The sequence below is a fragment of the Pseudomonas sp. genome (assembly GCF_035497915.1).
Lineage (GTDB): Bacteria > Pseudomonadota > Gammaproteobacteria > Pseudomonadales > Pseudomonadaceae > Serpens.
Window position 1 is genome coordinate 1 of record NZ_DATJCS010000046.1, and the last position, 19,851, is coordinate 19,851.

The window sequence follows — 19,851 nt, forward strand, 5'->3', positions numbered from 1 at the left end:
CATGCAGAACGGCGACAACTTCAAGCTGCTCTACAGCCTGGCCGACAAGCTCGGCGCGGCCGTGGGCGCCTCGCGCGCCGCTGTGGACGCCGGCTTCGTGCCGAACGACATGCAGGTCGGCCAGACCGGCAAGATCGTCGCGCCGCAGCTGTACATCGCCGTGGGCATCTCCGGTGCCATCCAGCACCTGGCGGGCATGAAGGACTCCAAGGTGATCGTCGCGATCAACAAGGACGAAGAAGCCCCGATCTTCCAGGTGGCCGACTACGGTCTGGTCGGCGACCTGTTCGAGGTCGTGCCGGAACTGGAAAAGCTGGTTTGATCCGACTGGTTCGGTGACACAAGAAACCCGCTCCCCGGAGCGGGTTTTTTGTGGGTGGGCGAGGGCATATCCGGTGGCCGCCGTTCACCCTCTCCCTGGCCCTCTCCCGTCAAGGGAGAGGGGAAAAGCGCTCCATGCATTGGCTGCGCTCGGGAGACTCCCTCTCCCCTCGTGGGAGAGGGCCGGGGAGAGGGGGTGGGCGGTCAGCACATTATCTGGTCGCCAAGCGCTGGAAAGGTCCCACGCGCAACCAGACAACCGCAGCATGGTCTACCGGTTTCGGCGCCCCCGCCGCACTCCAAGGAGAACACCCATGACGCGTCATCGTTCGGGAAGTCTGCTGGTTGGAATGCTGTTGGTTGCACTGCTCGGCCTGACCGGCTGCTCCACCTCGCCGCCCGACGGCATCACGCCGGTCGCGCCGTTCGAGATCGAGCGTTACCTGGGCAAGTGGTACGAGATCGCCCGTCTGGATCACCGCTTCGAGCGGGGACTTTCCAATGTGACCGCCACCTACAGCCAATGGCCGGACGGTGAAGTGAAGGTCATCAACCGGGGCTACAACGACAACAAGGGCGAGTACGAAGAGGCGGAAGGTGAAGCCCAATTCATCGGCTCGGAGAACGTCGGCTCGCTGAAGGTCTCCTTCTTCGGCCCCTTCGCGGGTGGCTATCACCTGGTGGCGCTGGATCAGGTGAATTACAGCTGGGCGCTGGTGGCCGGTGCGGACCGGGATTACCTATGGATCCTGTCCCGCGACAAGTACCTCGACCCGAAGATCCAGGAGTATCTGGTACGCCAGGCGGCGCTGCTGGGCTTCGACGTCTCGGAGCTGATCTGGGTGCCACAGAATCGCGACGACGCCTGACCGCAGGGTGGTCAACGCTCCGCGTTGGTCACCACCGGCAGCCGCGCCAGTCCATGCAGCCAGGGCATCACCACCGCCCACACCCCCGCCAGCACCAACAGGCTCGGCAGCAATCCCCACGCCAGTCCGACGCCGGCCAGCTCGGCGCCGGCCAGGTAGGACAGTGGCCCGCCAATGGCGCCCAGCAGGCTGGCCCGCCACCAGGGGCGCGCGGTCCATGCCAGGCAATGGCGCAGGGTGGTGGCGAACAGCGCCCAGAGCAGCGCCAGCCACAGCGGCGCGACACTGGCCCCGTCGCCGAAGTCGAACAGTCCGAGGTTGAGCAGCGTGCTGTCCAGCAGCCAGCCGAGCAGCGCGGTCAGCAGCACCAGGCGCGGTTCGTCGCGCGTCGGCGCCAGCCACAGCAGGTGCACCAGCAGGCAGGCGACGGCGACCAGCAGCAGCCAGGGCCGCTGCGCGCCCAGCACACAGGCGAACCAGCCGAGCTGAAACAGCCCGGCATTGACCAGCAGACGCGTCATTGACATGTCAGAAGCCCCGCGCCAGTAGCGGCTCGGGACGCGCGCCGGGCTTGGCCAGCAGCAGCTGCGCCGCGCCGATGCTGCGTTCCAGGAAGCCGCCCTCGCAGTAGCACAGGTAGAACTCCCAGAGCCGGTAGAACTGCTCGTCGTAGCCGCGCTGTTCCAGGTTATGGCGGGCGCGGCGCAGGTTGTCGTGCCACAGGCGCAGGGTGCGCGCGTAGTGCAGGCCGAAGTCCTCCATGTGGTGCAGGTTGAGGTCGGTGTCGCGGCCGACGTTTTCCAGCAGCACCTGCAGCGAGGGCAGGGCGCCGCCCGGGAAGATGTAGCGCTGGATGAAGTCCACCGATCGCTTGGCCTGTTCGTAGCGCTGGTCGCGGATGGTGATGCTCTGCAGCAGCATCAGCCCGTCGTCCTTGAGCAGCCGCTCGCACTGGCGGAAGTAGGTCGGCAGGTAGCGATGGCCGACCGCCTCGATCATCTCGATGGACACCAGCTTGTCGTACTGGCCCTCCAGGTCACGATAGTCCTGGAGCAGCAGGGTGACGCGGTCCTGCAGGCCCTGGGCCTCGATGCGCTGGCGGGTGTACTCGTACTGCTCGCGCGACAGGGTGGTGGTGGTCACCCGGCAGCCATAGTGGCTGGCGGCGTAGAGCGCCATGCCGCCCCAGCCGGTGCCGATCTCCAGCAGGTGGTCGTCGGGCTGCAGGTCGAGCTTCTCGCAGATGCGCTGCAGCTTGTAGAGCTGCGCCTGTTCCAGGCTGTCCTCGGCACTGCGGAACATGGCCGCCGAGTACATCATGGTCGGGTCGAGCAGTTGCTCGAACAACGCATTGCCGAGGTCGTAGTGGGCGGCGATGTTCTTGCGCGAGCCCTGGCGGGTGTTGCGGTTCAGCCAGTGCAGGCCGTGCAGCAGCGGTCGGCCGAGGCGCGCCAGGCCGCCCTCCAGGCCGTCCAGCACATCCAGGTTGGCGACGAACAGGCGGATCACCGCCGTGAGATCCGGGCTGCTCCAGCAACCCTGCATGTAGGCTTCGCCTGCGCCGATCGAGCCGTTGCCGGCCACCATCGGCCAGAACGCTGCGTCGTGCACCTGGATTTCAGCCCGCAGGCTGGCGTCGGGTTGGCCGAACAGCTGGTGCTCGCCGGCCTCGACCAGCGTCAGCTGGCCGTGGCGCAGTTGGTCGAGTTGGCGCAGCAGGCCGCGTTTCAGCAGGCCGGCCCCCAGGCCGTTGGCCAGCAGGCCGCTGCGCGGGGACGTCAGGTCAGGGCTTTTCATGGGGGGACTCCTGTCGGGCGGTGCGCTGGTCACCGAGCGCGGGTTGGTGATCGAAGATCGGCGTGCGCTTGAGCAGCAGGCGCAGCGCCTGCCAGTAAATGCCCAGCACGGTCTTGCCGGTCATCCAGGGGAAGGCCAGCAGGTGGCGGTGCAGGCTGGCGCGGTCGAGGGGTTCGCGGCGCAGGCCGAGGCCGGCCTCGAAGAGCTTTTCCTCGCCCAGCCAGTCCGCCATGTGAATGCGCAGGTGCTCCCCCGGCAGCGAGAAGCGCATGCGGTACTCGAGCTCGCGGGGCAGGAACGGCGAGACGTGGAAGCTCTTCGGTACGCGATGGCGCAGCTCGCCGTCGCCGGCCGGGAGGACGTAGTAGTAGCGTTCGCGCCACGGCGTATTGCTGACCTCGCAGAGAATCGCCGCCAGGCTGCCGTCGGCCTCGTGGCAGAAGAAGACGCTCAGCGGGTTGAACGACAGGCCCCAGCTGCGCGGCTGGGTGAGCAGGCAGACGCGGCCCTGCGGGCGATGGCCGAGCGCCGCCTCGACCCGCTCGCGCACCGCGTCGATCAGGCGTTCGCCGTGGCGGGTGTGTTCGGGCAGGTGATCGGTTTCGCGGAAGGCGAAAGGCGCGAAGCGCGAGCGCCCGGCCAGCGGCGACAGGCCGAGCACCTGCTGCTGCTCGTCGAGGTCCAGGTAGAGCATGCCGATGCGGTAGCGAAAGGCATGCGCTCGCGGACTGAAGCGCCGGTGGCTGACCCAGCCGTGGTAGAGCGCGCTGTTCACAGCGCCTCCCCGAACGCCGCAGCCACGCGCAGGGCGCTGACCACGCCGTCCTCATGGAAGCCGTTGGCCCAGTAGGCGCCGCAGTAGTAGCTGTGCCGCTCGCCGAGCAGCTCGCGCCAGCGCTCCTGGGCGGCCAGGCCGGCCAGGCTGTACTGCGGGTGGGCGTAGCTGAAGCGGGCGAGGATGCGCGCCGGGTCGATGGCGGCGGTCTGGTTGAGGCTGACGCAGAAGGTGGTGTCGCTGTCGATGCCCTGCAGGATGTTCATGTTGTAGGTGACGGCGGCCGGCTGGTCGGCCGGCCCGCCCAGGCGGTAGTTCCAGCTCGCCCAGGCCAGGCGGCGCGCCGGCAGCAGGCGGGTGTCGGTGTGCAGCACCACGTCGTTGTCGGCGTAGCGCAGCGCGCCGAGAATCTCGCGTTCGGCGTCGCTGGGGTCGGCGAGCAGCGCCAGGGCCTGGTCGCTGTGGCAGGCGAACACCACCTTGTCGAAGCGCTCGCGGCCGGCGGCGCTGTGCACCGTCACGCCCTCGGCGTCGCGTTCGACGCGCTGCACCGGGCAGTTCAGGCGGATGCCCTCGGCGAAGCCGGCGCTCAGCGGCTCAAGGTAGCTGCGCGAGCCGCCTTCGATGACCCGCCATTGCGGCCGGTCGTTGACCGACAGCAGCCCGTGGTTCTTGCAGAAGCGCACGAAGAACTGCAGCGGGAAGTCCAGCATGGCGGCCAGCGACATCGACCAGATCGCCGAGCCCATCGGCACGATGTAATGGTCGATGAAGCGCGCGCCGTAGCCGTTGCGGCCCAGGTACTCGCCGAGGGTCATGTCGGTGGGGATGCGCTGCTGTTCCAGGTCCTGCAGCGCCTGTTTGTTGAAGCGCAGGATGTCGCGCAGCATGCCCCAGAAGTCCGGAGACAGCAGGTTGCGGCGCTGGGCGAACAGGCTGTTGAGGGTGTGGCCGTTGTATTCCAGGTCGCTGCGCGGATCGCGCACCGAGAAGCTCATCTCGGCCGGCCGCGAGGCCACGCCGAGCTGGTCCAGCAGGCGGATGAAGTTCGGGTAGGTCCAGTCGTTGTAGACGATGAACCCGGTGTCGATGGCGTAGCGGCGGCCGTCCACCGTGACATCCACGGTGTGGGTGTGGCCGCCGAGCCGGGTGTCGGCCTCGAACAGGGTGACGCTGTGGCGACGGCTGAGCAGGTGCGCGGCGGTCAGGCCGGCGATGCCGCTGCCGATGAGAGCGATGTTCATGGGGTGCGATCTTCCGTGGCGGAACGGGCCATGCGCTTGCCCAGGGCAAGCTGCAGGCGTTGGGGTAACAGGGCGAGCAGGCGCAGCGTGGCGATGAACGGCGCCGGGAAGGCGATCTCCAGCGGGCGGCGTTCCAGGCGCGCGGCGATATGCCGGGCGGCCTTGTCCACCGGCCAGCGCAGCGGCATGGGGAAGTCGTTCTGGCGGGTCAGTGGCGTGTCGACGAAACCGGGGCTGACCAGCGTGACGTCGATGCCTTCGGCGGCCAGGTCGACGCGCAGCGACTCGCACAGGTAGCGCAGCGCCGCCTTGGAGGCGCCGTAGGCTTCGGCGCGCGGCAGGGCCAGGTAGGTCACCGAGCTGCTCACCGCGACCAGATGCGGGCGCTCGCCCCGGCGCAGCAGCGGCAGCGCGGCTTCGAGGCAGTAGGCGACCGACAGCAGGTTGGCGCGCATCACCCGTTCGATCAGCGCCGCCTCGAAGCGGCGCACCTCCAGGTATTCGCAGGTGCCGGCATTGAGGATCACCTGGTCCAGCGCACCCCATTGCGCGGCGATGCGTGCGCCGATGGCCTGCACCTGCTGGGCATCGCCCAGGTCACCGGGCACCACCAGCACTTGTCCCGGCCAGCGTGCCGCCAGTTGTTCCAGCGCCTCCACGCGCCGGGCGCTGAGCGCCAATTGGTGCCCCTGGGCCAGCAGTTGTTCGGCCAGCGCGGCGCCGATGCCGCTGCTGGCGCCGGTCAGCCAGATACGTCGTGAAGTAGTCATGCCAGTCTCCGTTTCAGCCAGCCGATCAGCGTGCCGAGCACCGGCAGGTGCTCGTAGAGCAGCGCCCCGGCGTCGAAATAGTCGCGGTGCAGGTACACGCGGCCCTGGGACCAGCGCAGGTAGGAGCAGCCTTCCACCTCGATCGGCGCGCCGCCGCGCAGGCGCGGGTGGCGGTAGCGCATGGTCCAGCGCAGGTAGCCGGTGCCGTCGGCGCTCTGCTCGAAGCCGTGGAAGTCGAAGCGCAGCTCGCGGACGTTGGCGTACAGCGCGGCGAAGTAGTCGCGCAGCGCCGGCAGGCCCTGCACCGTGTGCAGCGGGTCGCGGAAGCGGATGTCCTCGCTGTACAGCTCGGCCAGGCGGTCGAGGCTGTCGGCGTCCAGGGCGGCGAAGCGCTCGGCGAAGCGGGGCAGGAAGTCACTCATGGTCGCTCTCCCTTGAGGGCAGATCGCGGAACGCGGCCAGTGCCCGGGCGCGGCTGGCGGCCAGGTCCACCAGCGGACGCGGATAATCCGGTGCGCCAAACAGGCCGCCGAGGGCGGTGGGTTCGTGGATGGCGCGGTTGTCCAGGTGCGCCAGTTCCGGCAGCCAGTGGCGGATGAAGCGCCCCTCCGGGTCGAAGCGGCGCGACTGGCTGACCGGGTTGAACAGGCGGAAATACGGCACCGCGTCGGTGCCGGTGGAGGCGCTCCATTGCCAGCCGCCGTTATTGGCGGCCAGGTCGCCATCGACCAGTTGGCCCATGAAGAAGCGCTCGCCGGCGCGCCAGTCGATCAGCAGGTTCTTGCTGAGGAACATGGCGACCAGCATGCGCAGCCGGTTGTGCATCCAGCCGGTGGCGGCGAGCTGGCGCATCGCCGCGTCGATCAGCGGAAAGCCGGTGCGCCCCTGTTGCCAGGCGGCCAGTTCGTCCGGCGCGTCGCGCCAGGGCAGCGCCTCGGTTTCCGGGCGGAAGGCGCGGTGCCGTGACACGCGCGGAAAGCCGACCAGCACGTGCTTGTAGAACTCGCGCCAGAGCAGCTCGTTGATCCAGGCTACCGCGCCCGGCTGGCCGCTGGTGAATTCGCCCTGGTTGGCGCGCAGCGCCGCGTGCAGGCACTGGCGGGGCGACAGCACGCCGGCCGCCAGGTACGGCGACAGCTGACTGGTGCCGGGCAGGGCGGGCAGGTCGCGGCAGCGGTCGTAGTCGGCCAGGTGCTCGTCGACGAAGCGCTCCAGGCGTTCCAGGGCATGCCGTTCACCGGCGGGCCACAACTGGCGCAGCGCATCGTCCGGCCGTGCAAAACCGGCCACGGCGTCGGGCAGCGGATCGCTTTCTACCGCCAGCGGCGCCTGCGCTTGGGGGCGCGGCAAGCAGTCGGGCAGGGCGTCGTGCAGGCGCGCATGGGCGACCTTGCGGAACTGGCTGAACACCTTGAAGTAGCCGCCGGAGCGGGTCAGCAGGCTGCCGGGCTGGAACAGCAACTGATCCAGATGGCGCTGGAAGTCGACGCCCAGCGCGGCCAGCCGGTGGGCCACGGCGTGGTCGCGGGCGGTTTCGTGCAACCCGTACTCGTCATTCACCTGCACGCAGCCGATGCCATGGGCCTGGCAGAGTTCGGCCAGCACGGCGGGTGCGGCAGCCCAGTGCTCGGCGTGGCGGATCAGCAGCGGCACGTTGAGCGCGTGCAGCTGCGCCCGCAGTTCCGCCAGGTTGCGCAGCCAGAAATCCACCTTGCAGGGCGCATCGTCATGGGCGCGCCACTGGCCAGGAGTGATGAGGTAGACGGCCAGCGTCGGTCCGGCTGCCATAGCGGTATGCAGGGCGCGGTTGTCGTGCACGCGCAGGTCGCCGCGCAGCCAGATCAGCTGGCGCATGACGCACCTCCACCGAGCAGACCCAGGTGCTGCAGTTGCCCCAGGGCCTCCAGCGGATCGCCCGCCAGGTGCAGGTCAGCCAGCGCGTGCAGGGCATCCTGGTGAACGGCCACGGCCGGACCGCAGAGCAGCCGGGGGCAGGGCACGTCAGTCAGCAGTTGCCGCAGACGGGGCATGCCCAGCGGCTGGTCGCCATACAGCAGCACCGCGCGGGGGTTCAGCTGGCGCACCGCGACCGCCAGCTGCGGCGGCGGCACCGGCCAATCGAGCACCTGCACCGGGCATTCGGCGTCGCTGGCCAGCCAGGCGCATAACCACAGGTCCGGCTCCATGGGCTGCTCGCCCAGGTTGAGCAGCAGCAGCGGCGCGCCGCCATGCTGACGGTTGCAGTGGTACAGACGTGCGCCCAGCTTGCTGCGCAGCCAGGACAGGAAGAACACCCGTTCCAGCTGCGCGGCCGGCTGGCGCCAGCGCCGACGCAGGCCATCGAGCAGCGGCAGCAGCAGGTGCCGGCACAGGGTAGTGGCGGGGTAGAGCGCCATGGCGCGGTTGAAGCAGTCGTCCAGGGCGCGCTCGGCCAGCGCTTCGATGCAGCTGTGCAGCTGGTTGCGCCGCTCCTGCCAGGAGGTGTCCTCCGTTGCCGTGGCGGGGCGCTGTTCTTCGAGCAGGCTCTTGACCTGGCCGACCGCCACGCCACGCTCCAGCCAGCCGAGCACCTCGCGGATCTGCTCGACCTGCGCATGGGAATACAGCCGGTGCCCCTTGGGCGTGCGCTGCGGCAGGATCAGCCCGTAGCGGCGCTCCCAGGCGCGCAGGGTGACCGGGTTGACGCCGGTCAGCCGGGCCACGTCGCGGATCGGCAGCAGGTCGGGAGCGGTTCCCGGGAAGTCAGGGTTCTCGTGCATGGTCACAGGGCGTTACGCAGGCTGAGGTCTTCGGGATGCGGCTGCAGGTAGGCCTGGTCCGCCAGGTAGCCATCCGGGTGATGGCGCAGGTGGTGCTTGAGCAGGGTCAGCGGCACCACCAGCGGGATCTGTCCCTGGCGGTAGCGCTCGATCAGCTGCTGCAGCTCCTCGCGGTCATGGGCGTTCAGGCTGCGCTTGAGGTAGCCGCTCAGGTGTTGCAACACGTTGCTGTGGCTGCCCCGGCTGGCGGGTCGGCGCAGCGCCGTCATCAGGGCGCTGAAATAGCGCGGCGCGAAGGTGTCCAGCGGCTCGTGGTTTTCCGCCAGCATCCGGCCGAGATCCCGGTACTGCGCGCGGCTGGTGGCCATCAACTGGTATTTGTAACGGGCGTGGAAGTCGTACAGCGCCCGGCGGCTTAGTCCGCTGCGCAGCAGGCGCTGCCAGGCGGCGTAGACGTACACGCGGGTGATGAAGTTTTCCCGCAGCACCGGGTCGTTGAGGCGGCCGTCTTCTTCCACCGGCAGGTCCGGGCGGGCCTCCATCAGCGCGGCGGCGAACAGCCCGCGCCCGGTGCCGGGAGCCGGCTGGCCGTCGTCGCGGTAGACCTTGACCCGCTCCATGCCGCAGGACGGCGACTTCTGCATGAGGATGAAGCCGCACAACTCGTCCGCCTCGGCGGCCACCTGCCGGCCATAGGCACCCAGCGCGTCACTGACATCCAGGGACGCATTCCGCGAGCCCACCGCGCGGGGCTGCTCAGGCTCGCCCACCAGGCGAATCGCCTGGCGCGGGGTGCCCAGGCCGATCGCCACTTCCGGACATACCGGTACGAACTGGAAATGGCGCGCCAGTACTTCGCTGCACAGGCGCGACTCCTTGTGCCCGCCGTTGAAGCGCACCGGCTGGCCGAGCAGGCAGGCGCTGATGCCGATCTTGAGAGTGCCGAGGGACGTGGTCATGGGAACCTCATACATGTACAGCGTGGCGTGACTTGTACAGATTTGATCTCAGCATAAGGTTTTTGTTGTACATGTCAAACTTCTTGTATAACTTTGTTGTACAGTTTTCGCCGCTCGGCTTTCCCAGGAGAACGCCATGCTTGTTCGCTCCGCGCTTGCCGCCTTGCTGCTGCTTCCGCTGCTCGGTCTGGTCGGCTGTTCTTATGCGCCGCCCAAAGGCGTTGCCGTGGTCAGTCCGTTCGAGCTGCCGCGCTATATGGGGACCTGGTACGAAATCGCCCGCCTGGATCATTCCTTCGAGCGGGGCCTGAGCAACGTGCACGCCCGTTACCGCCAGCGCCCGGATGGCAGCGTCGAGGTCATCAACCGCGGCTATGACGAGAAACGGGGCCGCTGGCAGGAGGCGGTTGGCACGGCACGCTTCATCGGCGCGCAGGATGTCGGCTCGCTGAAGGTGTCCTTCTTCGGGCCGTTCTATGGCGGCTATCACCTGGTGGCGCTGGATCAGCAGGACTACCGCTGGGCCATGGTGATGGGGCCGGACCGCGACTACCTGTGGATCCTGGCCCGCGACAAGCAGCTGCCGGCGGGCGTGCGCGAGCGTCTGCTGGCGCAGGCGGCCGAGCTGGGCATCGATGTCTCGCAGCTGATCTGGGTCGAGCACGACCGTGACGACGCCTGACGGCCTGGCGGCGTTGCCGCTGCCCACGCTGGAGCACTTCGTTGCCGCCGCGCCGCTGGCCATGTGTGTGCTCGACGCCCAGGGCTGCATCGTGCAGGTCAGCCCGGGGCTGCTCGGCTCCCTGGGTTATCGCCCCGAACACCTGCTCGGCGAGGCCTTCGGCCCGCTGCTGCCACATGGCATGCGTACGGCACTGGTGCGCGGCCATCGGCACCTGCTCGAAGAGGGCGGGGTGCTGCAGGGCGAATGCGTGCTGCTGGACGGGCAGGGGCGTACCCGGGCGATGCTGATCGAGGCCTGCCGGCTCGATGACGCCGCGCGGGTGCTGGTCGTGCTGGTCGATATCGCGGCCCGCAAGGCGCGCGAGCGCGAACTGCAGGAACGCAACCGGGTGCTGGCGCGCATGGCCGCGGCCGACAGCCTGACCGGCCTGTACAACCGCCGGCGCATCCTGGAGGTGCTGCAGCGGCTGTTGCGCGCGGCGAACCGCTACCAGCGGCCGCTGGTGGTGGCGATGATCGACCTGGACGACTTCAAGGGGGTCAACGACCGCCACGGCCATGTGGTCGGCGACGAGGTGCTGGTGGCCTTCGCCCGCCTGCTCAAGACCCTGTCCCGGGACAGTGACTGTGCCGGGCGCATCGGCGGGGAGGAGTTCCTGCTGGTGCTGCCGGAAAGCGACTGCGACGGCGCCAGCCGCTTGCTCGATCGCCTGCGCGAGGCCTGCCAGTCACTGCGCTTCTCCGCGCCCGGGCTGCGCATCAACTTCAGCGCCGGCCTGTACAGCCGCCAGCCCGGCGACGCCATTACCACGCTGCTGCGCCACGCCGACCAGGCGCTGTACGCGGCCAAGCGCCAGGGCCGTGCCCGGCAATGCGTCTGGTCGACGGACTGAGCTGCGGCCCGTTTTTCCCTTTCTTCCTACCACCCTTCGGACTCTCATCGCATGAGCGAACAGCCATCCATTCCTCCCTGCGCGTCCTGCCGGGACGGCCAGGCCCTGGATTTCGATTTCAGCATGGCCTTCCAGCCCATCATCGACCTGCGTGACCGCAGCCTGTACGCCTACGAGGCGCTGGTGCGCGGCACCGACGGCAGCGGGGCGGCCAGCGTGCTCGCCCGGGTCAACGAGCAGAACCGCTACGCCTTCGACCAGGCCTGCCGGGTCAAGGCCGTCGAGCTGGCCGCCCGGCTGGGCATGCCCTGCCGGCTGAGCATCAATTTCCTGCCCAACGCGGTCTACCAGGCCGCCACCTGCATTCGCGCCACCCTGGCGGCGGCGCGGCGCTTCGGCTTCCCCACCGAGCGGATCATCTTCGAGATCACCGAGAGCGAGCAGCTGGTGGACAAGGCCCACCTGAAGGACATCATCGAGGAGTACCAGCGGCAGAGATTCATGACCGCCATCGATGACTTCGGCGCCGGCTATTCCGGGCTCAACCTGCTGGCCGAGTTCCAGCCGGACATCATCAAGCTGGACATGGCGCTGATGCGGGGCATCGATACCGACCCGGTGCGCCAGGCCATCGTGCAGGGGATTCTCGGCGTGTGCCGGGTGCTGGATATCGAGGTGATTGCCGAAGGCATCGAAACCCCCGGTGAGCTGCGCCAGCTGCAGGCGCTGGGCATTCATCTGTTCCAGGGTTACCTGTTTGCCCGGCCGGCCTTCGAGGCGCTGCCGGAGGTGAACTGGCCGGCGTTCTGACGCCGGCCAGAGATCAGCGCCGGGTCACTGGCGCTGATCGAGGGTCTGGGCGAACTGGCCGACCGCGTCGACGACCTTCTGGGCGCCGTGCTGGATATCGAGGATCACCGTACCGGCCTGGTTGGCCAGGCCCACGCCCTGTTCGGCCTTCTGGGTGCCGGCCTGCATGCTGCTCACCGCCTGCCTGGCCAGCTCGCGGTTCTTGTTGACCACCTCGCCGATGGCCACCGTCGCCTCACTGGTGCGCCGCGCCAGGTTGCGCACCTCATCGGCCACCACGGCGAAGCCGCGGCCCTGGGCACCGGCGCGGGCCGCTTCGATGGCCGCGTTGAGGGCCAGCAGGTTGGTCTGTTCGGCGATGCCGCGAATGGCATCGACAATGCTGCCGATCTCCTCGGACTGCTGGCTCAGCGCCGCGATGCTGCGCGCCACCTGTTGCAGTTCGTCGGCGATGCTCTGCACCACGCCGACGGTCTGCTGCACCACGCCAGCACCCTCACGGGCGTGCTGATCGGTCTGCCGGGACGTCTCGAAGGCCAGGCGCGCCGCCTGGGATTCGGCCTGGCGTTGTTCCACCTGACGGGTCAGGTCGCTGGCGAACTTGATCACCCCGTACAGCTGGCCGTGCTCGTCGTAGAGCGGGTTGTAGGTGGCCTGCAGCCACACGGTGGCGCCCCGGCTGTCGCGGCGGCGGAACAGCCCGGACTGGAATTCGCCGCGCTGCAGCCGGCTCCAGAAGGTGCGGTAGGCCTCGCTCTGCACCTCCTCGGCTTCGCAGAACAGCCGATGGTGCTGGCCGCGCAGGGCGTCCAGGCGATAGCCCATCAGTTGCAGGAAGTTGGCGTTGGCGTCCACCACCTGGCCGTGCAGGTCGAATTCGATGATGGCCATGGAGCGGTTGGCGGCCTGCAGCACGTTGCTGGCCGACTGTGCCTGGCGGGTGCGCGCGGTGACATCGCTGGCCAGTTGCAGGATGCGCTGCACCCGGCCGTCTTCGTCGCGCAGCGCCACATGGCGGGCGTCCAGCCAGCGGGGCTGGCCGTCGCGGCTCTGGTAGGGCAGCAGGGCGTCAGCACGGCGGCCCTGGCGCACCTCCTGCCATAGCCGAAGGAAGTCCTGGCCCTGCGCGTAGGTCGGATGCAGCAGGCTACGCAGTGGGCGGTCGCGCAGCGCGCCTGGCGCGTAGCCGAGTGCTTTCAGAAAGCGCGGATTGGCGTCCAGGATGTCGCCGTTCGGGCTCAGCGTGACGATGGCGAGTGCCTCGTGGACGGCGGTGCGTTCCGCGGCCAGCTCGGCCTGTTGTGTCTGGCTGGCGTGCAGGGCCTGTTGCAGGGTGCGGTTACGCATGAACATCGCATGACTCCTGATTGAGGAAGGGGTGCGGATGAACGCCGAACCGCACGCGCGGGCGGAAAAGGACGCTCCACCTGTGAATGCGTCAAAAGTTATACAAAAAGCTGTACATGTACAAGCAGGAAATGGCTATAGGCCACATGGGCAGCAGGAATTGGCCCAGGGCGCGGAAAACTTGTACAGGAAGGCGGGAGGTCGGCGCGCGGATGCGCGCCGAGGCAGGGAGATCAGGAACGCTGGCGCAGCTCGGCCAGCTGCTGTTTCAGGTCGGCGACTTCGGCTTCCAGCTGGCGTACCCGCTCGGAAGCCTCGACCTCGACGCTGACGTCCTTCTGGATGCCGATGAAATAGGTGAGCTGGTCGGCCTCGTTGAACACCGGGGTGATCGACAGCTCGTTCCAGAACGGCGTGCCATCCTTGCGGTAGTTGCGAATGATCTGCCGGCACGGCTGGTTGGCGCGGATCGCCTCGCGGATCACCTGCAGGCCCGGCTGATCGCGGTCGCCGGACTGCAGGAAGCGGCAGTCCTGATAGAGGATGTCGTCCACCGCGTAGCCGGTCAGGCGCTCGAAGGCCGGGTTGGCATAGATGAGGATGTTGTCATCGCCTTCCTGTTCGGCAACCACGATGCCGTCATTGGAGGCTTCGATGACCAGCTGGAGCAGTTTGGCGTTGATCATGGGGCGGGTTCCGCAGGTTTTCGCGGCATTCTAGAGCAACCACCCAAGGAAGAAACCCTCTACCCACATCGGGTTGTTAGCAACGGTTTCCCCGCTGACGCCTTTGTTAGAATGCCGCGCATCCGACCCGTCCCGGTTCCGCCATGAACGAACTCTCCAACGCCATCACGCCCGACTCCGAAGCGCAGTTGCTGCCGATCCGCGAGGTGGTGCGCCTCACCGGCGTCAATCCGGTCACCCTGCGCGCCTGGGAGCGCCGTTACGGGCTGATCCAGCCGCTGCGCACCGAGGGGGGGCATCGCCTGTATTCACAGGCCGACGTCGAGGCGATCCGCAGCATCATCACCTGGACCGAGCGTGGCGTGGCGGTCAGCAAGGTCGCGCAACTGCTGGAGCGCGGCGCGAACAGCCGGGCCCAGGCGGCGGCAGTGGCCGAGCCCCGGGCCGGGGAGTGGGGTGAGTGGCAGGCGCGCGTGCGCGAGGCGCTGGCCGACTTCGACGAGCCACGTCTGGAGCAGCTGTATGGCCAGGTGTTCTCCACCTACCCGCTGTCGGTGGTCTTCGAGGACATCCTGCTGCCACTGTGGCGCGAGCTGGCGCATGGCGAGGCGTTCGGGCAGACCAGTCGCTGGCTGTTCCTCGACGCTTTCCTGCGCGCCCGGGTGCTGCAGCGCCTGCAACTGGCGCATCGGCCGGGTGAGCAGGCGCTGCTGATGGCCGCGCTGCCCGGCCAGTGCCGCGAGCTGGAGCTGCTGGTTGCCGGCCTGTTGCTCAATGGCGATGCGGGCGCCGTGCGCCTGCTGCCGCTTGGTCAGCCGTTGGACGAGTTGAGTCTGGTCTGCCAGGCCGTGCGGCCGCGTGCGCTGGTGCTGTATGCCACGCTGCCGCCGGACGAGGCGCTGCGCCGCCAACTGAGCAGGCTGGTGCTGGCGCTGGATTGCCCGCTGGCGCTGTGTGGCGAAGGATCCGAGCTGGGGCGCGACAGCCTGGCCGGCACGCCCATCGCCTGCCTGGGTACGCCGGGGCCGCTGATGCAGCGCCGGCTGGCCCAGTTCCTGGCCGGCCATCTGGATACCTGAGACGGGTTGGGTTGCGGGAGCCTGTCACCCTCTCCCCCGCCCCCTCTCCCGTCAAGGGAGAGGGGAGACAGGTGGCGCCGCCGCTCAGTGCTTGGGGCTGTTTTCGGGCAGCGCCAGCAACTGCTTTTCCATATTCCAGTCGAACGGCTCGCCGGCTTCCTCGGCGGCGTAGCGGCGCTCGTCCAGCTCCTGGTACAGGGCGATTTCCTCGTCAGGCATGTAGTGCAGGCAATCACCGCCGAAGAACCACAGCAGGTCGCGCGGCACCAGGTGCGCCACCTGCGGGTAGCGGTGAAACACCTGGCAGATCAGGTCCTGGCCCAGCGGGCGGTCTTCGGGCACGTTCGGCAGGGATTGCAGCAGATCGTCGAAGCGTTCGAGGAACAGCGCATGGCTGTCGTCGGGAATCTGTTCGGCCTCGCCGAGGGCGACCAGGATGCTGCGCAGATGGGCGAGCAGGGCCAGGTTGTGGTCGAGGTAGGAAGTGGCCATGGGAAACCTGTCTGTCAAAAGGGCGCGGGAGTATACCCCCACCGCGCCGTACCTTGAAAAACACGCCGGTCAGCGCACCTTGCCTTCGCTGGGTTGCAGGGCCTCCGGGCTGAAGGCGTCCACATCGATCACTCGCCGGCGCGCCGTTTCCGCCTCGCGCAGGGCCTGCGCCTGGGCCTCGTTGAGCACACCGTCGGCCACGGCGGTCTCCAGCAGGTCGCCGCCCCAGGCCGGATGCAGCTGGCCTTCGCGCACGGCACGTTGCAGCACCTTGCCGATCGCCGCGCTGGATTGCACATGGCGCCAGGCGAACTCCAGCGCGCCCAGCGCCTGCGACTCATCCTCCGGCAGGTAGACGCCGTCCAGCAGTCGCGACAGGATCGGGTCGGCCAGCGGTGCATCGAGCATCGCCGCCAGCTGGGCCTCCAGGGCATCCGACGGTCCCTTATGGCGCAGGCCGAGGGGGAACACCAGTACCCGCAACAGCATGGCCAGCGGCCGGTTGGGGAAGTTGTCCAGCAGTTCCGTCAGCGCGGTTTCGGCGCAGCGCAGCGATTCTTCCAGCGCCCAGCACAGCAGCGGTTCCTGTTCCCTGGGGTGGCCCAGGTCGTGGAAGCGCTTGAGCGCCGCCGAGCCCAGATACAGGTAGCTGAGCACGTCACCCAGGCGGGCCGACAGACGTTCGCGGCGCTTGAGGCTGCCGCCGAGCAGCAGCATGGAGGTGTCGGCCATCAGCGCGAAGGCGGCCGCCAGGCGGTTGAGGTGGCGGAAATAGCGGCGACTGACGCCGTGTCCCGGCGCGGCGCTGAACAGGCCGCCGCTGATGCCGAGCAGCAGGCTGCTGGCGGCATTGCTGACGGCGAAACCGGTGTGCTCCAGCAGCACCCGGTCGAAGGCCTCCAGGGTGGCGTCGCTGTCCTCGGCGGCGGCCAGTTCCATCTCCTTCAGGACGTACGGATGGCTGCGGATGGCGCCCTGGCCGAAGATCATCAGGTTGCGCGAGAGGATGTTGGCGCCTTCCACGGTGATGAAGATCGGCGCGCCCTGCCAGGCGCGGGCCAGGTAGTTGTTGGGGCCCATGATGATGCCCTTGCCGCCGTGGATGTCCATGGCGTGGGCGATGCACTCGCGGCCGCGTTCGGTGAGGTGGTACTTGAGCACGGCGGAGAGCACCGAGGGCTTCTCGCCCAGATCCACGGCGCGGGCGGTGAGCACCCGCGCCGCGTCCATCAGCCAGGCGTTGCCGGCCAGGCGTCCCAGCGGTGCCTGGATACCCTCGAAGGCGGAGAGCGGCACGTTGAACTGTTCGCGGATGCGCGCGTAGCGGCCGCTGGCGTAGGCGCAGGTCTTCGCCGCGCTGGTGCCCACCGCCGGCAGCGAGATGGAGCGGCCCACCGACAGGCAGTTCATCAGCATCATCCAGCCTTTGCCGAGCATGGCCGGCCCGCCGATGATCGCCTCCAGCGGCACGAACACGTCCTTGCCGGCGTTCGGGCCGTTCATGAAGGCCGCGCCCAGCGGCAGGTGGCGTTTGCCGATGTCGATGCCCGGCAGGTCGGTGGGAATCAGCGCCAGGGTGATGCCCAGCTCCTCCTGCTCGCCCAGCAGGTGATCCGGGTCGTAGGCCTTGAAGGCCAGGCCGAGCAGGGTGGCCACCGGGCCGAGGGTGATGTAGCGCTTCTCCCAGTTCAGGCGCAGGCCCAGGACCTCTTCGCCCTGCCACTCGCCCCGGCAGATGACGCCGCTGTCGGGCATGGCGCCGGCGTCGGAGCCGGCCAGCGGGCCGGTGAGGGCGAAGCAGGGGATTTCCTCGCCACGCGCCAGGCGCGGCAGGTAGCGCTGGCGCTGCTCATCGGTGCCGTAGTGCAGCAGCAGCTCGGCCGGGCCGAGGGAGTTGGGCACCATCACCGTGGAGGCCAGGTCGGCGCTGCGGGTGGCCAGCTTCATGACAATCTGCGAGTGGGCGAGGGCGGAGAAGCCCTTGCCGCCGTATTCGCGCGGGATGATCAGGCCGAAGAAGCCCTGTTCCTTGATGAAGGCCCAAGCTTCCGGCGGCAGGTCCATGCGCTGGCCGATGTCCCAGTCGCTGACCATGGCGCACAGCTGTTCGGTGGGGCCGTCGACGAAGGCCTGCTCCTCGGCGGTCAGGAGCGGCGCGGGCACGGCCAGCAGCTGGTTCCAGTCCGGGCGGCCGCTGAACAGCTGGCCGTCCCACCAGACGGTGCCGGCCTCGATGGCGTCGCGTTCGGTGTCCGACATGGGCGGCAGCACGCCGCGGAACCACTGCAACGCGGGTGCGGCGATGCGCCGCCGGCGCAGGTCGGGCATCAGCACCGGCAGGGCCACCGCCAGCCAGAGCAGCGCGAGGATCAGCATCAGCCCGCCGGGGGCGACCTCGGTGAGCGTCATGGCGACCAGGTACACGGCCACGATGATCAGGCTGGTCAGCGCCGACAGGCGCAGGTGGGCGAGCAGCAGAATGCCGAACAGCAGCACGAGTAGCCAGGCGGCGAGCATGGGTGTCCTCCGGGTCGGTGAGCGTCCGGTTCAGCATAGGCGTTTGAGCCGCGCCGGAGGTCGCCGGCCTTGCATTTGTCGACTGCCGCCCCCATCTGTGGCGGTTCTTCCAGAACCACGTGCGTGCCTTCCTATGAGTTCCGCTCTGTCCATCCGGCAGCTGACCAAGACCTACGGCAACGGTTTCCAGGCCCTGCATGGCATCGACCTGGACGTCGCCGAAGGCGATTTCTTCGCCCTGCTCGGCCCCAACGGCGCCGGCAAGTCCACCACCATCGGCATCCTCTCCACCCTGGTGACCAAGACCTCGGGTTCGGTGCAGGTGTTCGGCCGCGACTTGGACCGCGACCCGGTCGGCCTCAAGCGCTGCCTGGGCGTGGTGCCCCAGGAGTTCAACTTCAACCAGTTCGAAAAGGTGTTCGACATCGTCGTCACCCAGGCCGGCTACTACGGCATCCCCATGCGGGTGGCCAAGGAGCGCGCCGAGCAGTACCTGACCCAGCTGGGCCTGTGGGACAAGCGCAACGTGCCGTCGCGCATGCTCTCCGGCGGCATGAAGCGCCGGCTGATGATCGCCCGCGCGCTGGTCCATCAGCCGCGCCTGCTGATCCTCGACGAACCCACCGCCGGGGTGGACATCGAGCTGCGTCGCTCGATGTGGAGCTTCATCACCGAGCTGAACCGCCAGGGGGTGACCATCATCCTCACCACCCACTATCTGGAAGAAGCCGAGCAGCTGTGCCGCAACATCGCGATCATCGATCACGGGCGCATCGTCGAGAACACCAGCATGCGCGGCCTGTTGCAGTCGCTGCACGTGGAGACCTTCCTGCTCGACCTCAAGGAGGCGCAACTGCTGGCGCCGGAGCTGGACGGCTACCCGGCGCGCCTGCTCGACGGCCGTACCCTGGAGGTGCAGGTGGACAAGGAGCAGGGCATCACCAACCTGTTCGGCCAGCTGCAGCGGCAGGGCATCGAGGTGCAGAGCCTGCGCAACAAGAGCAATCGCCTGGAGGAGCTGTTCGTGTCCCTGGTGGAGAAGAACCTGAGCAAGGTGGCGAAATGAACGAGCTGCGTCCCAACCTGATCGCCCTTAACACCATCGTCTATCGGGAAGTGCGGCGCTTCCTGCGCATCTGGCCGCAGACCCTGCTGCCGCCGGCCATCACCATGGCGCTGTATTTCGTGATCTTCGGCAACCTGATCGGTGCGCGCATCGGCGAGATGGACGGCCTGCCGTACATGGACTTCATCGTGCCGGGGCTGATCATGATGTCGGTGATCACCAACGCCTACAGCAACGTGGTGTCGAGCTTCTTCGGCAGCAAGTTCCAGCGCAACATCGAGGAGCTGATGGTGGCGCCGGTGTCGCCGCACATCATCCTGGTCGGCTACGTGGCCGGCGGCGTGCTGCGCGGGTTGGGCGTGGCGCTGATCGTTACCGTGCTGTCGCTGTTCTTCACCCAGTTGCAGGTGCATCACCTGGGCGTGACGGTGCTGGTGATCCTGCTGGCGGCGACCATCTTCGCCCTGGGCGGCTTCATCAACGCCGCCTATGCGCGCAGCTTCGACGACATCTCGATCATTCCCACCTTCGTGCTGACGCCGCTGACCTACCTGGGCGGGGTGTTCTACTCCATCCACCTGCTGTCGCCGTTCTGGCAGACCGTCTCGCTGGCCAACCCGATCCTGCACATGGTCAATGCGTTCCGCTACGGCATCCTCGGCGTGTCCGACATCCATATCGGCACCGCCATCGGCTTCATGCTGCTGGCCACCGCCGTGCTCTACCTGTTCTGCATCCACCTGCTGAAAAGCGGGCGGGGCCTGCGCCAGTAAGCGGCCGGGC

Annotated in this window: 21 protein-coding genes and 1 pseudogene; 8 read left to right on the forward strand and 14 right to left on the reverse strand. The window is 68.2% G+C overall.

Annotation, left to right across the window (positions count from 1 at the left end):
• Both VL129_RS13770 and VL129_RS13775 read left to right on the forward strand, forming a co-directional pair.
• Window positions 1-322: FAD-binding protein (locus VL129_RS13770; protein WP_325413629.1), on the forward strand; the 322-nt coding region annotated here is incomplete at its 5' end.
• 313 nt (window positions 323-635) lie between these two features.
• Window positions 636-1,190, forward strand: a complete 555-nt coding sequence (locus VL129_RS13775) for a lipocalin family protein (RefSeq protein ID WP_414705206.1) — start codon at window positions 636-638, stop codon at window positions 1,188-1,190.
• A gap of 11 nt (window positions 1,191-1,201) precedes the next feature.
• Here VL129_RS13775 and VL129_RS13780 read toward each other — a convergent pair whose 3' ends face one another.
• From VL129_RS13780 to VL129_RS13820, 9 genes are read right to left on the reverse strand one after another with little or no spacing between them, the layout of a single operon-like run.
• Window positions 1,202-1,711: a DUF2878 domain-containing protein gene (locus VL129_RS13780; protein WP_325413695.1), complete on the reverse strand. Its 510-nt coding sequence runs from the start codon at window positions 1,709-1,711 to the stop codon at window positions 1,202-1,204.
• A 7-nt stretch (window positions 1,712-1,718) separates the two neighbouring features.
• Window positions 1,719-2,987 carry a cyclopropane-fatty-acyl-phospholipid synthase family protein gene (locus VL129_RS13785; protein WP_325413631.1) on the reverse strand — a complete coding sequence of 423 codons (1,269 nt, stop codon included), beginning with the start codon at window positions 2,985-2,987 and terminating at the stop codon, window positions 1,719-1,721.
• Complete coding sequence (locus tag VL129_RS13790; RefSeq protein WP_325413633.1) at window positions 2,974-3,762, reverse strand: DUF1365 domain-containing protein; 789 nt, start codon at window positions 3,760-3,762, stop codon at window positions 2,974-2,976. Before VL129_RS13790 ends, VL129_RS13785 begins: the two co-directional genes overlap by 14 nt.
• Window positions 3,759-5,006 carry an NAD(P)/FAD-dependent oxidoreductase gene (locus tag VL129_RS13795; RefSeq protein WP_325413635.1) on the reverse strand — a complete coding sequence of 416 codons (1,248 nt, stop codon included), beginning with the start codon at window positions 5,004-5,006 and terminating at the stop codon, window positions 3,759-3,761. The genes VL129_RS13790 and VL129_RS13795 overlap by 4 nt, the downstream gene beginning before the upstream one ends.
• On the reverse strand, window positions 5,003-5,776 hold the full coding sequence (locus VL129_RS13800) for an SDR family NAD(P)-dependent oxidoreductase (RefSeq protein WP_325413637.1): 774 nt from the start codon (window positions 5,774-5,776) through the stop codon (window positions 5,003-5,005). The genes VL129_RS13795 and VL129_RS13800 overlap by 4 nt, the downstream gene beginning before the upstream one ends.
• Window positions 5,773-6,198, reverse strand: a complete 426-nt coding sequence (locus VL129_RS13805; protein ID WP_325413639.1) for a nuclear transport factor 2 family protein — start codon at window positions 6,196-6,198, stop codon at window positions 5,773-5,775. Before VL129_RS13805 ends, VL129_RS13800 begins: the two co-directional genes overlap by 4 nt.
• Window positions 6,191-7,630, reverse strand: coding sequence for a deoxyribodipyrimidine photo-lyase (phrB, locus tag VL129_RS13810; RefSeq protein ID WP_325413641.1), 1,440 nt, complete (start codon window positions 7,628-7,630; stop codon window positions 6,191-6,193). The genes VL129_RS13805 and phrB overlap by 8 nt, the downstream gene beginning before the upstream one ends.
• Window positions 7,618-8,535, reverse strand: a complete 918-nt coding sequence (locus tag VL129_RS13815; protein ID WP_325413644.1) for a MerR family transcriptional regulator — start codon at window positions 8,533-8,535, stop codon at window positions 7,618-7,620. The genes phrB and VL129_RS13815 overlap by 13 nt, the downstream gene beginning before the upstream one ends.
• 2 nt (window positions 8,536-8,537) lie before the next feature.
• Window positions 8,538-9,494 carry a YbgA family protein gene (locus tag VL129_RS13820; RefSeq protein WP_325413646.1) on the reverse strand — a complete coding sequence of 319 codons (957 nt, stop codon included), beginning with the start codon at window positions 9,492-9,494 and terminating at the stop codon, window positions 8,538-8,540.
• Window positions 9,495-9,630: 136 nt separating this feature from the next.
• Between VL129_RS13820 and VL129_RS13825 the strand changes: the two genes are divergently transcribed.
• From VL129_RS13825 to VL129_RS13835, 3 genes are read left to right on the forward strand one after another with little or no spacing between them, the layout of a single operon-like run.
• On the forward strand, window positions 9,631-10,176 hold the full coding sequence (locus VL129_RS13825; protein WP_325413647.1) for a lipocalin family protein: 546 nt from the start codon (window positions 9,631-9,633) through the stop codon (window positions 10,174-10,176).
• Window positions 10,163-11,071 (forward strand): GGDEF domain-containing protein, encoded by a 909-nt coding sequence (locus VL129_RS13830; protein WP_325413649.1) that lies wholly within the window; start codon window positions 10,163-10,165, stop codon window positions 11,069-11,071. Before VL129_RS13825 ends, VL129_RS13830 begins: the two co-directional genes overlap by 14 nt.
• A 51-nt stretch (window positions 11,072-11,122) precedes the next feature.
• Window positions 11,123-11,881, forward strand: a complete 759-nt coding sequence (locus VL129_RS13835; protein WP_325413651.1) for an EAL domain-containing protein — start codon at window positions 11,123-11,125, stop codon at window positions 11,879-11,881.
• A gap of 24 nt (window positions 11,882-11,905) precedes the next feature.
• On the opposite strand, the gene VL129_RS17210 is transcribed toward VL129_RS13835, so the two are convergent.
• The 3 genes and pseudogenes from VL129_RS17210 to VL129_RS13845 all read right to left on the reverse strand — a co-directional run bounded on the left by VL129_RS17210 (window position 11,906) and on the right by VL129_RS13845 (window position 13,914).
• Window positions 11,906-12,457, reverse strand: coding sequence for a methyl-accepting chemotaxis protein (locus VL129_RS17210; RefSeq protein WP_414705208.1), 552 nt, complete (start codon window positions 12,455-12,457; stop codon window positions 11,906-11,908).
• Window positions 12,452-13,234: pseudogene (locus tag VL129_RS17215) on the reverse strand (PAS domain-containing protein); the annotation flags it as partial. The gene VL129_RS17210 and the pseudogene VL129_RS17215, both read right to left, overlap by 6 nt.
• Before the next feature lie 227 nt (window positions 13,235-13,461).
• Complete coding sequence (locus VL129_RS13845) at window positions 13,462-13,914, reverse strand: PAS domain-containing protein (RefSeq protein WP_325413655.1); 453 nt, start codon at window positions 13,912-13,914, stop codon at window positions 13,462-13,464.
• 143 nt (window positions 13,915-14,057) lie between these two features.
• On the opposite strand from VL129_RS13845, the gene VL129_RS13850 reads away from it, so the two are divergent.
• Window positions 14,058-14,993 carry a MerR family transcriptional regulator gene (locus VL129_RS13850; protein ID WP_325413657.1) on the forward strand — a complete coding sequence of 312 codons (936 nt, stop codon included), beginning with the start codon at window positions 14,058-14,060 and terminating at the stop codon, window positions 14,991-14,993.
• A gap of 84 nt (window positions 14,994-15,077) precedes the next feature.
• Here the strand turns inward: VL129_RS13850 and VL129_RS13855 are convergent, their stop codons facing one another.
• On the reverse strand, window positions 15,078-15,485 hold the full coding sequence (locus VL129_RS13855; RefSeq protein WP_325413658.1) for a PA2817 family protein: 408 nt from the start codon (window positions 15,483-15,485) through the stop codon (window positions 15,078-15,080).
• Window positions 15,486-15,554: 69 nt separating this feature from the next.
• Complete coding sequence (locus tag VL129_RS13860; RefSeq protein WP_325413659.1) at window positions 15,555-18,002, reverse strand: acyl-CoA dehydrogenase; 2,448 nt, start codon at window positions 18,000-18,002, stop codon at window positions 15,555-15,557.
• 133 nt (window positions 18,003-18,135) lie between these two features.
• Here VL129_RS13860 and VL129_RS13865 point away from each other — a divergent pair, with 133 nt between their 5' ends.
• Both VL129_RS13865 and VL129_RS13870 read left to right on the forward strand, forming a co-directional pair.
• Complete coding sequence (locus tag VL129_RS13865) at window positions 18,136-19,068, forward strand: ABC transporter ATP-binding protein (RefSeq protein ID WP_325413660.1); 933 nt, start codon at window positions 18,136-18,138, stop codon at window positions 19,066-19,068.
• Window positions 19,065-19,841, forward strand: a complete 777-nt coding sequence (locus tag VL129_RS13870) for an ABC transporter permease (protein WP_325413661.1) — start codon at window positions 19,065-19,067, stop codon at window positions 19,839-19,841. The genes VL129_RS13865 and VL129_RS13870 overlap by 4 nt, the downstream gene beginning before the upstream one ends.
• Window positions 19,842-19,851 lie beyond the last annotated feature (10 nt).

Excerpts from the sequence above, each read along its gene's own strand:
- VL129_RS13775 (WP_414705206.1), top strand. The coding sequence starts at position 636 with ATGACGCGTCATCGTTCGGGAAGTCTGCTGGTTGGAATGCTGTTGGTT.
- VL129_RS13780 (WP_325413695.1), bottom strand. The coding sequence starts at position 1,711 with ATGACGCGTCTGCTGGTCAATGCCGGGCTGTTTCAGCTCGGCTGGTTC.
- VL129_RS13785 (WP_325413631.1), bottom strand. The coding sequence starts at position 2,987 with ATGAAAAGCCCTGACCTGACGTCCCCGCGCAGCGGCCTGCTGGCCAAC.
- VL129_RS13795 (WP_325413635.1), bottom strand. The coding sequence starts at position 5,006 with ATGAACATCGCTCTCATCGGCAGCGGCATCGCCGGCCTGACCGCCGCG.
- VL129_RS13800 (WP_325413637.1), bottom strand. The coding sequence starts at position 5,776 with ATGACTACTTCACGACGTATCTGGCTGACCGGCGCCAGCAGCGGCATC.
- VL129_RS13805 (WP_325413639.1), bottom strand. The coding sequence starts at position 6,198 with ATGAGTGACTTCCTGCCCCGCTTCGCCGAGCGCTTCGCCGCCCTGGAC.
- phrB (WP_325413641.1), bottom strand. The coding sequence starts at position 7,630 with ATGCGCCAGCTGATCTGGCTGCGCGGCGACCTGCGCGTGCACGACAAC.
- VL129_RS13815 (WP_325413644.1), bottom strand. The coding sequence starts at position 8,535 with ATGCACGAGAACCCTGACTTCCCGGGAACCGCTCCCGACCTGCTGCCG.
- VL129_RS13820 (WP_325413646.1), bottom strand. The coding sequence starts at position 9,494 with ATGACCACGTCCCTCGGCACTCTCAAGATCGGCATCAGCGCCTGCCTG.
- VL129_RS13825 (WP_325413647.1), top strand. The coding sequence starts at position 9,631 with ATGCTTGTTCGCTCCGCGCTTGCCGCCTTGCTGCTGCTTCCGCTGCTC.
- VL129_RS13835 (WP_325413651.1), top strand. The coding sequence starts at position 11,123 with ATGAGCGAACAGCCATCCATTCCTCCCTGCGCGTCCTGCCGGGACGGC.
- VL129_RS13845 (WP_325413655.1), bottom strand. The coding sequence starts at position 13,914 with ATGATCAACGCCAAACTGCTCCAGCTGGTCATCGAAGCCTCCAATGAC.
- VL129_RS13850 (WP_325413657.1), top strand. The coding sequence starts at position 14,058 with ATGAACGAACTCTCCAACGCCATCACGCCCGACTCCGAAGCGCAGTTG.
- VL129_RS13855 (WP_325413658.1), bottom strand. The coding sequence starts at position 15,485 with ATGGCCACTTCCTACCTCGACCACAACCTGGCCCTGCTCGCCCATCTG.
- VL129_RS13860 (WP_325413659.1), bottom strand. The coding sequence starts at position 18,002 with ATGCTCGCCGCCTGGCTACTCGTGCTGCTGTTCGGCATTCTGCTGCTC.
- VL129_RS13865 (WP_325413660.1), top strand. The coding sequence starts at position 18,136 with ATGAGTTCCGCTCTGTCCATCCGGCAGCTGACCAAGACCTACGGCAAC.
- VL129_RS13870 (WP_325413661.1), top strand. The coding sequence starts at position 19,065 with ATGAACGAGCTGCGTCCCAACCTGATCGCCCTTAACACCATCGTCTAT.